Annotated in this window: 9 protein-coding genes; 1 reads left to right on the plus strand and 8 read right to left on the minus strand. The window is 59.7% G+C overall.

The window, feature by feature from the left end:
* Positions 1-244 precede the first annotated feature (244 nt).
* From E4P00_RS18985 to copC, 8 genes are all read right to left on the minus strand, one after another.
* Positions 245-1,525, minus strand: a complete 1,281-nt coding sequence (locus E4P00_RS18985) for a TRAP transporter large permease (RefSeq protein WP_248132521.1) — start codon at positions 1,523-1,525, stop codon at positions 245-247.
* Between the two features lies 1 nt (position 1,526).
* Complete coding sequence (locus E4P00_RS18990) at positions 1,527-2,054, minus strand: TRAP transporter small permease (RefSeq protein WP_005789330.1); 528 nt, start codon at positions 2,052-2,054, stop codon at positions 1,527-1,529.
* 63 nt (positions 2,055-2,117) lie between these two features.
* Entirely contained in the window at positions 2,118-3,080 is a 963-nt protein-coding gene (locus E4P00_RS18995; protein WP_223018461.1) for a TRAP transporter substrate-binding protein, read from the minus strand.
* Positions 3,081-3,131: 51 nt separating this feature from the next.
* On the minus strand, positions 3,132-4,007 hold the full coding sequence (locus E4P00_RS19000) for an SMP-30/gluconolactonase/LRE family protein (protein WP_248132523.1): 876 nt from the start codon (positions 4,005-4,007) through the stop codon (positions 3,132-3,134).
* Positions 4,008-4,037: 30 nt separating this feature from the next.
* Complete coding sequence (locus E4P00_RS19005) at positions 4,038-4,856, minus strand: NAD(P)-dependent oxidoreductase (RefSeq protein WP_078821741.1); 819 nt, start codon at positions 4,854-4,856, stop codon at positions 4,038-4,040.
* Positions 4,857-5,026: 170 nt separating this feature from the next.
* Positions 5,027-6,289: an OprD family porin gene (locus tag E4P00_RS19010; RefSeq protein WP_248132525.1), complete on the minus strand. Its 1,263-nt coding sequence runs from the start codon at positions 6,287-6,289 to the stop codon at positions 5,027-5,029.
* Between the two features lie 261 nt (positions 6,290-6,550).
* The gene (gene copD / locus E4P00_RS19015) at positions 6,551-7,414 is read right to left on the minus strand and encodes a copper homeostasis membrane protein CopD (RefSeq protein WP_248132527.1); all 864 of its coding nucleotides are present in this window, start codon (positions 7,412-7,414) and stop codon (positions 6,551-6,553) included.
* A gap of 3 nt (positions 7,415-7,417) precedes the next feature.
* Positions 7,418-7,783, minus strand: a complete 366-nt coding sequence (gene copC / locus E4P00_RS19020) for a copper homeostasis periplasmic binding protein CopC (RefSeq protein WP_248132529.1) — start codon at positions 7,781-7,783, stop codon at positions 7,418-7,420.
* Between the two features lie 116 nt (positions 7,784-7,899).
* Between copC and E4P00_RS19025 the strand changes: the two genes are divergently transcribed.
* Entirely contained in the window at positions 7,900-8,520 is a 621-nt protein-coding gene (locus E4P00_RS19025; protein ID WP_005789320.1) for a TetR/AcrR family transcriptional regulator, read from the plus strand.
* Positions 8,521-8,638: the final 118 nt, after the last annotated feature.

Genomic DNA, 8,638 nt, shown 5'->3' on the forward strand with positions numbered 1-8,638 from the left:
GGCATTCCGGGCTCTTTTCCAAAAGTGACCCGCTGTAAAAGCGGAACCAATAGCGGCCGTTACCCAAACACCGGATATGTACTCGGTCTGATCCAGCACCCTGGTCGGCCCGGAGGCCGCCATCGGGAGCAAGCCCCCTCCCACATTTGACCAAGGTGTGTCACGTAGGCGCCTGTCGATTGTGAGGCCGTCAGGTGAGCAACCCCCCTCTCACATTTGCTCACCTGTGTTCTGACGATTGGGTTTACAGCACCACGCTCGGCAACCACAACGACAGCGCCGGAATGTAGGTCACGGCCATCAGCACCAGAAACAGCACCGCATAAAACGGCAGCAGCGCCTTCACGGTTTTCTCGATGCTTACCTTGCCCACCGCCGCACCCACAAACAGCACCGCACCCACCGGCGGGGTAATCAGGCCGATACCCAGGTTGACCAGCATGATCATGCCAAAGTGCACCGGGTCGACGCCGATACCGAGGATCACCGGCAACAGGATCGGCGTAAGGATCAGGATCAGCGGTGCCATGTCCATCACCGTGCCGAGCAACAGCAGCATGACGTTGATGCACATCAGGATCACGTAGCGGTTGTCCGACAGGGTCAGGAACAGCGTAGTGATCTTCGCCGGGATCTGCATCAGGGTCATGATGTAGCCGAAGCTGGCGGCGAAGGCGATGAGGATCATCACGATGGAAATGGTGCGTACCGTGCGATGCATCAGCTTGGGCAGCTCGCGCCATTTGTAGTCGCGGTAGATGAACATGGTCACGAAAAACGCCCACAGTACCGCGATGGCCGCCGACTCGGTGGCGGTGAAGATGCCCGACAAGATGCCGCCGAGAATGATCACCATGGCCATCAGGCCCCAGAGTGCATCAGCGGCGATCTTCAAGGCCTGCTTCAAGGGGATGACTTCGCCCTTGGGGTAGTTGCGCTTTTTCGCGAAGATCAGGCACAGCACCATCAGGCACGCGCTCATTAAAAGGCCCGGCACCACGCCGGCCATGAACAGCGAGGCGATTGATACCGTGCCGCCGGCGGCCAGGGAGTAGAGCACCGAGTTGTGGCTGGGCGGGGTCAGCAGCGCTTGTACCGAGCCACTCACGGTCACCGCCGTGGCGAACTCCCGTGGGTAGCCACGGCGTTCCATCTCCGGGATCAGCATCGAACCGACCGACGCGGTATCGGCCACCGACGAGCCTGAGATCGCACCGAAAAACGTCGACGCCATGATGTTGACCAGCGACAGCCCGCCGCGCACAAAGCCCACCAGCACCCCGGCAAACGCCACCAGCCGCCGCGACATGCCGCCCTCGGCCATGATCGCTCCGGCCAATACGAAGAATGGAATCGCCATCAGTGAAAACTTGTTCACCCCGCCCGCCACCTGGATCATCAGGGCCTGGAACGGAATGTCGATCCACCACGCGCCGATCAGCGCCGACAAGCCCAGGGCGTAGGCCACCGGCATACCGATCAGGATCAAGGCGATAAAGCTGCCCAGCAGAATCAATGCGTCCATATCAGGCAGCCCCTTCGCTTTCTTCAACCAGGTCGAAACGCACTACGCGCCGGTGGCTCTGGTCGCCCAGTAGAAGTTTTTCCAGCACGAATATCAGGGTCAGCAAGCCGCCAATCGGGATCGGCATATAGGTGATACCCACACGCAGGGTAGGGATGGCGCTCATGAACTGGTTCCAGGTGGACAGGCACAGCTTGGCGCCCCAAATGGTCATGAACAGGCAGATGGTCGCCATCAACAGTTGCGAGACGATGCCGACAACGCGGCGCTGAGCATCAGGCAGGCGATCAGTGATCATCGCCACCGACATATGCGCCCCGGCGCGGTAGCTGGCAGCCGCGCCGATAAAGGTGAACACCAGCATCAGCAGGATCGCAGAGGGTTCCGGCCAACTGGAGCCGGTGCCGAGAATATAGCGGGCGAAGATGCCCCAGGGAATGATCAGCGCGACCCCCAGGACCGAGAGGCCGGCGACCCAGATGCAGGTCATGTAGATACGGTCGTTGATGCGCAGCAGTAGATTCTTCATGGCGTTCACCGTGACCGGGCGCGTCGATACCGACCGCGCCGGGCCTTGTCAGGGAGGAGGGCGTTACTGAACGGCGTCGATACGCTTGATGATGTCGGCGTAAGGCGCACCGTACTTCGCGCGAACCTGCGCGGTGGCGTCATAGAAGGGCTTTTTGTCGACGGTGATGAACTCGACCCCGGCCTTTTTGAGTTTATCTTCACTGCTGGCCGACTTGGCATCCCACAACACACGCTCGTCAGCCTGGGCGGCCTTGGCGGCTTCCTTGACCATGTCCTGCTGTGCGGCGGTGAGCTTGTTCCAGGTGATTTTCGACATCACGATGGGCTCGGGCAGGATCAGGTGTTCGGTGAGGGTGTAGTACTTGGCGTTCTGGAAGTGGTTGTGTTCCAGAAGCGTCGGCGGGTTGTTTTCTGCGCCGTCGATCACCCCGGTCTGCAAGGCGCTGAAGATCTCGCCGGTGTCCATGGCGATACCGTTGGCGCCCATTGCATTGAAGGCTTCGATGAAAATCGGGTTGCCTTGCACGCGAATCTTCATGCCCTTGAGGTCTTCGATCTTGCGCACTGGTTTCTTGGTGTAGAGGTTGCGCGTGCCGCCGTCCATCCAGGCGAGGGCGACCAGGCCGAACTCGGAATCGGTGATCTTGGCGAGGATCTCATCGCCGATTTCGCCGTCAATCACTTTGCGCATATGCGCCTGGTCGCGGAACACGAACGGCAGGTTGAACACATTCACGTCCGGCACCACCGGGCCGACGATGCCAAGGCTGACGCGGGTCATTTGCACGGCGCCGACCTGGGCCTGTTCGACGACTTCCTTCTCGGAGCCGAGCACACCGCCCGGGAAGTACTTGAAGGTCAATTCGCCCTTGCTTTGCTGGGTCAGGGCCTTGCCCATGTTTTCTTCGGCGACCACGGTGGGGTAGCCAGCGGGGTGGATATCGGCAAACTTGATTTCCAGCGCGTGGGCGGCGCTGCTGAGGGCCACGAGTGTGGCAGCGAGCAAGGTGCGTTTGAAGTCCATGGGCGGTGATTCCTGTCTTGTTATTGTTGTATTCAAGGCACAGCGATGCAGCTAGAGGATGAACTGGGGTTCGGGCAATCCCTTGACGCCGGGGTTGAGGGCAAACACGCCGCCGGACAGCGAACTGTCACGCTGATCGTCACGAATGGAGGTGACGTACAGGGTGTCCAGGCGACTGCCGCCGAAGGCGCACATGGTGGGTTTTTTTACCGGTACGGTGAGGGACTGGTCGAGGCGACCGTCGGGGGTGAAACGGTGGACCAGGCCGGCATCGTTGGCGCAGATCCAGTAGCAGCCATCCGCGTCGACAGCTGCACCATCGGGCCTGCCGAGAAAGTCATGCATGTCCACAAACACCCGGCGGTTGGACGGCGTGCCGGTGTCGATGTCGTAGTCGAATGCCCAGATCTGCTGCACTAGCGGGTGTGAATCAGAGGCATACATTGTGCGGCCATCGGGGCTGAAGGCCAGACCGTTGAGGGTGATGAAACCATCGAGCTGCGCATGGGGCGCCGTGCCAGACGCATAGCGATAAAGGGTGCCCTCAGCGGCGTTCAACCCCATGTTCAGCACCATGCTGCCGGCCCAGAAGCGGCCTTGGCGATCACAGCGGCCGTCGTTCAAGCGCATGTCCGGGCGCGGGTGTTCGACACCGGCCAAGAGCGTAGTGTCGAGGCTGCCGTCGTTGTGCGGGGTCAGTTCAAAGAAGCCGGTTTCCATGCCTGCCACCCAGTTGCCCGCTTGGGTACGGGCGATGCAGGCGAGCATCTGCGGGGCCTTCCAGGCACGCAGGTGCCCGGTAGAGGCGTCCCAACGGTGCAAGCCACCGTTGGGGATGTCCACCCAATAGAGGGCGTTTTCTTCAGGCACCCATATCGGGCATTCCCCCACGGCGTTGCGGGCATCGACAATCAATTCTGCAGTCATGGCCACTCATTCCTTTGGGTTGCTGTGCACTCAGTCACCGAACGGGCCTGCCGCGCAGAACGCGCCGCCCTGATAAATCCTTGCCGGGTCATCATCTGCGACCGGCGGCTGGGCCTCGACCTGGACGCGGAACACTTCGGAGCTGTCCTTGGGCGCAAAGCCCAGGTGTGCGGCGTAGCGGTTGTCCCACCAGGTGTCGAGGTTGGCCGACATGCCGTAGACCACGGTATGGCCTACATCGGGCGTGTATAGCGCGCGTTCGAGTAGTTGGGTCAGGTCGTCGAAGCTCAGCCACGTGTGCATCATCCGGCGGTTCTGCGGCTGCGGGAACGAGGAGCCGATGCGGATGCTGACCGTCTGGATGCCATAACGGTCAAAGTAGAAACTGGCCATGTCTTCGCCGTAGGACTTGGACAGGCCGTAGTAGCTGTCCGGGCGGCGTGGGGAGTGGGCGTCGAGTTGTTCACCCTGTTTATAGAAACCGATCACATGGTTGGAGCTGGCGAAGATCACACGCTTTACGCCATGGCGACGTGCGGCCTCGTAGATATGGAAGATGCCGCTGATATTGGCGCCGAGCACTTCTTCGAACGAGCGCTCTACCGATACGCCACCAAAATGCAGGATGGCGTCGACGCCTTCTACCAATTGATGCACGGCTTGCTTGTCGGACAGGTCGCAGGTTTGCACTTCTTCGCGGGCATCGATGGCGGGGGCCATGTCGGCGATATCCGACAGGCGCAGGACCTTGGCGTAAGGGCGCATACGTTCGCGCAAAACTTTACCGAGGCCACCGGCGGCGCCGGTGAGCAGCAGGCGGTTAAACGGAGCAGGGGTTGTGGTGGTCATGGGCGTTCCAGATTTTTGTTGTAGGTTGTCGTATGACTATATGGAAATAGTGTTAGGGATTCTTGGTGTTGTCAACGTCCTTCCAGGCGCATGAGATCAAAGGTGGGAGCTGGCAAGCCAGCTTCCACATGGATGTGTGGCACCTTTGAGATCGAGTTCGACCCTGGAACTTACAACAACGAAATCGGATAGCTGATGAAAATCCGGTTCTCATCAAACTCGTTATTGCTGAAGTCGCGCCGCATTGTTGAATTGCGCCACTTCACATTGAGGTTTTTCAGTGCACCACTTTGCACCGTATACGCCAGTTCCGACTCACGCCCCCATTCCTTGCCATCGGTGATCGCTGCGGTGTGTACGTTACTGCCGCTGATGTAGCGGTTCATCAGGGTCAGCCCTGGCACGCCGAGTACGACAAAGTTGAAGTCATGGCGCACCTGCCAGGATTTTTCCCTGGCATTGTCATAGCTGGAGTTATAGCTGTCGTTGGCCAGCGTGCCGCCGCTGGTGCCGTTGATACGCATCCATACACTGTCGCCGGTGAGTTTTTGCAGGCCGACGTAGAAGGTGTGGCCGTTGTATTTGGCCGAGAGCAGGGCGAACACGGTCTTGTTGTCGAGGTCGCCGGCCAAGGCGCTGCCGTCTTCCTTGCCGTTGAAGAAGCCAAGGTTGGCGCCCAGGGTCCAGTCGCCCACCGGCTGGCTGTGGGTGAGGTTCAGATACTGTTGCTGGTAGATATCAGTGAGTTCGGCGTACCACAGGCCGACCTGGGTGCGCTTGTCGTTGAAGGTATATTCGCCCCCGCCGAAGTTGAAGCGGTCCGAGGTGAACGCAGCTTTGCCGTTCATGAACATGTCTTCCATGCTCGCGTCGTTGCGTGGGCTGTTGCCGCGAAACTGGCCGCCGTAGAGGGTCAGACCGGCGATCTCATTGGACGTGACCTGGCCGCCGCGAAAGGTCTGGGGCAGAGAGCGGCCATCATCGGAACGCAGGATCGGCAGCACTGGCATCCACTCGCCAAGTTTGAGCTCGGTCTTGGACAGCCTGGTTTTCAGCGCGACCCCAAGGCGTCCGAAATTGTCGGCAGGGCGGCCATCGTCATGCACCGGCAGCAGTTGAGTACCGGCAGTGCCTTTGCCGCCATCGAGCTTTTGCGAATACAGGCCCAATACATCAATCCCGAACCCGATAGTGCCTTGGGTAAAGCCGGATTTGGCGTCGAGAATGAAGTTTTGCGTCCACTCTTCGGCCTTGCCCTGAGGGTTGCCGGGGTTGGTGAAGTTGCGGTTGAAGTAGGCGTTGCGCAGGTTGAGCGTGGCCTTGGCGTCGTCGATAAAACCTTCGGCTTGAACGCACAGGGGCAGGGTGACGGCCAGGCTGGCGAGGCTGATAAGGCCCAGGCGTGCAGAGCAATTGCGGGCGAATTGACTCACAGTGAGGCTCCCTTTCTTTTGTTGTTTTTATTATTTGTTATACGTCGTCGTACAACATTGAGCGGGATATTTGCGGGGTTTTCGGGGTGTGTCAAGCAGAAGTTATACGATGACTGTGTATGACCTGATCTAAAGCGGGCAGGGTCAATGTGGGAGGGGGCTTGCTCCCGATAGCAGTGTGTCAGTCACAGATGATCTGACTGATACATCGCTATCGGGAGCAAGCCCCCTCCCACATTTGACTGAGTTAAACCTGGTTTTTTATACCGCTAAAACCATCGGAGGCAGGGTGCCAAGCAGTGAAACGGCGGCTACTGCGCAGACCCCCAGCAGCCATTCCATCATCACGCTGGCTTTCAAACTGCCCAAGCGCTGTTCGCAGCGTTCGATACGCAACCGGTTCAGCAGCGCCAACCCCAGCATCCCCACCACCAACCCCACCTTGATCAGCAGGATCAAGGCAAACCCATTGAACAGTGGCGTGGGCCACAGTTGCCCGGTGAGCACGCGCACATTGATCAAACCGGTTACCAGCAAGCCGGCGACGAGGCCGTAACCCACGCCGCTGAAGCGCCGCAAAATCGGCTCCAGCCGGTGCTCTTGCGCGTGCCTGAGGATCAGCACCAGCACCAGCACCAGCAACCCACCCAGCCAGGCCCCCACGCACAGCAGATGCACCACTTGGTTGAGGATCAGCAATTGCCCACTCAGCCCGTCGAGCATGGCGCCATGGCCCACCGGCGCGAGGGTCGCCAGCAGCAGGGTGATCAATGGCAAACGCAAGGCTGGCCAGGGTTTGATCAGCACGATCACCAGCAGAACATTCAGCAGCAGATGCCAGGACCATACCTGGCCGAAAAAGGTCTTGCCCAGCACCAATTGCACGGTGGCCGGTTGCAGCGCCGCGTCCCAACTGCCGGCCATGCTGGCGGTGATCAGCAGTAGCCACGCCACGCCGGAGCCAAGCCCCAGCCAGGCCAGGCCACGGGTGATGCATAGCAGTTGCCGGTCCAGAGCCGGTTGTACCTGGGCGCCGAGCAGCCAGGGTCGGAGCACGCAAGCCCCGAACATCAGCAGCACGACGATAAAATGCAGGAAACGGCATAGCACCAGCAGGGTTGCCATGGGTTACTGGCCGACCTTGAAGCTGTATGTACCGCTGCTCTTGTGGGTGTCGACCGACACTGCATTCCACACCACTTTGTAATTGCCGCTCGCGAGCGGGGCGGCAGGGGTCACGACCAGGACTTTCTTGTCCGCGTCCGGGGTTTCCAGGCCCTTGATGGCGATTTCAGTGCCGTCCTTGCTCAGGGACACCTTGGTGAAGGTGGCTTCGACGCCTTCGGTGAAGGTCAGGCGCAGGTCTTTCGGCGCGGCGACGCTGCTGTTGGCCGCAGGTTCTGCGCTCTTGAGGTGGGCATGGGCAAATGCCGCCGAGGCGCCCAGCAGGGAGGTGAGCAGGGCGAGGGTGGTCAGGGCTTTCTTGATCAACATTGTTCAATACCAATCAATGGGTAGGAGCGGGCAGTGTACGAAGTTTCGGCTTGGCCTGTCGCCCCGATCTAGAGCTGGTGGTAGTCTTTAACCCGTGTTGTTGTCAGGGAGCCCTTATGGGCAATCACAAGATCGGAATCCGTCGGGTCAACGTCGAGAAAATCCTGCTGGCGGCGGAAAAAGTCTTCGCTGAAAAAGGCTACGGCAGCACCGCCATGGCCGACATCGCCGAAGAGGTGCAACTGCCGCGTTCCAACCTGCATTATTACTTCACCACCAAGAGCGAGCTGTACAGCGCGGTGCTGTTCGACCTGCTGGAGCTGTGGAAGCAGGATGCCCTGAGCTTCGAAACCTTCGATGATCCGCGGGTGGTGCTCAGCAGCTACATCCGCGCCAAGATGCAGCGCTCGCGTACGCGGCCGTATGGCTCCAAGGTCTGGGCCAATGAAATCATCCACGGTGCGCCCACGCTCGGTGAGGCCCTGGATGAAAGCCTGTACGACTGGGCCAAGATGAAGGAAGCGAAGATTCGCCAGTGGGTGCAAGACAAACGCATCCTGCCGGTGGAACCGTCGAGCCTGCTCTACATGATCTGGGCCTCGACCCAGCACTATGCCGACTTTGATCACCAGGTGAAGATTTTGAATGATCACCAGCCGTTGTCGGATATGCAGTTCGAAAAGGCGATTCAGACGGTGACCAGTGTGATCTTGCGGGGGATCGGGTTGGAGCCTTGAGCCCTGTGGTGAGGCTGAGGGGCCCATCGCAGCATGGGTATCTACACAACTTCGTAGCAGTCACCAGTAACCACGATGCGAAGCGAGCCGCTCTTGATCTGCTTTTGATCTTAGGCGC

It is taken from the genome of Pseudomonas sp. B329 (assembly GCF_023127835.1).
Lineage (GTDB): Bacteria > Pseudomonadota > Gammaproteobacteria > Pseudomonadales > Pseudomonadaceae > Aquipseudomonas > Aquipseudomonas synxantha_A.

Excerpts from the sequence above, each read along its gene's own strand:
- E4P00_RS19025 (WP_005789320.1), top strand. The coding sequence starts at position 7,900 with ATGGGCAATCACAAGATCGGAATCCGTCGGGTCAACGTCGAGAAAATC.
- copD (WP_248132527.1), bottom strand. The coding sequence starts at position 7,414 with ATGGCAACCCTGCTGGTGCTATGCCGTTTCCTGCATTTTATCGTCGTG.
- copC (WP_248132529.1), bottom strand. The coding sequence starts at position 7,783 with ATGTTGATCAAGAAAGCCCTGACCACCCTCGCCCTGCTCACCTCCCTG.
- E4P00_RS18985 (WP_248132521.1), bottom strand. The coding sequence starts at position 1,525 with ATGGACGCATTGATTCTGCTGGGCAGCTTTATCGCCTTGATCCTGATC.
- E4P00_RS19005 (WP_078821741.1), bottom strand. The coding sequence starts at position 4,856 with ATGACCACCACAACCCCTGCTCCGTTTAACCGCCTGCTGCTCACCGGC.
- E4P00_RS18990 (WP_005789330.1), bottom strand. The coding sequence starts at position 2,054 with ATGAAGAATCTACTGCTGCGCATCAACGACCGTATCTACATGACCTGC.
- E4P00_RS19000 (WP_248132523.1), bottom strand. The coding sequence starts at position 4,007 with ATGACTGCAGAATTGATTGTCGATGCCCGCAACGCCGTGGGGGAATGC.
- E4P00_RS18995 (WP_223018461.1), bottom strand. The coding sequence starts at position 3,080 with ATGGACTTCAAACGCACCTTGCTCGCTGCCACACTCGTGGCCCTCAGC.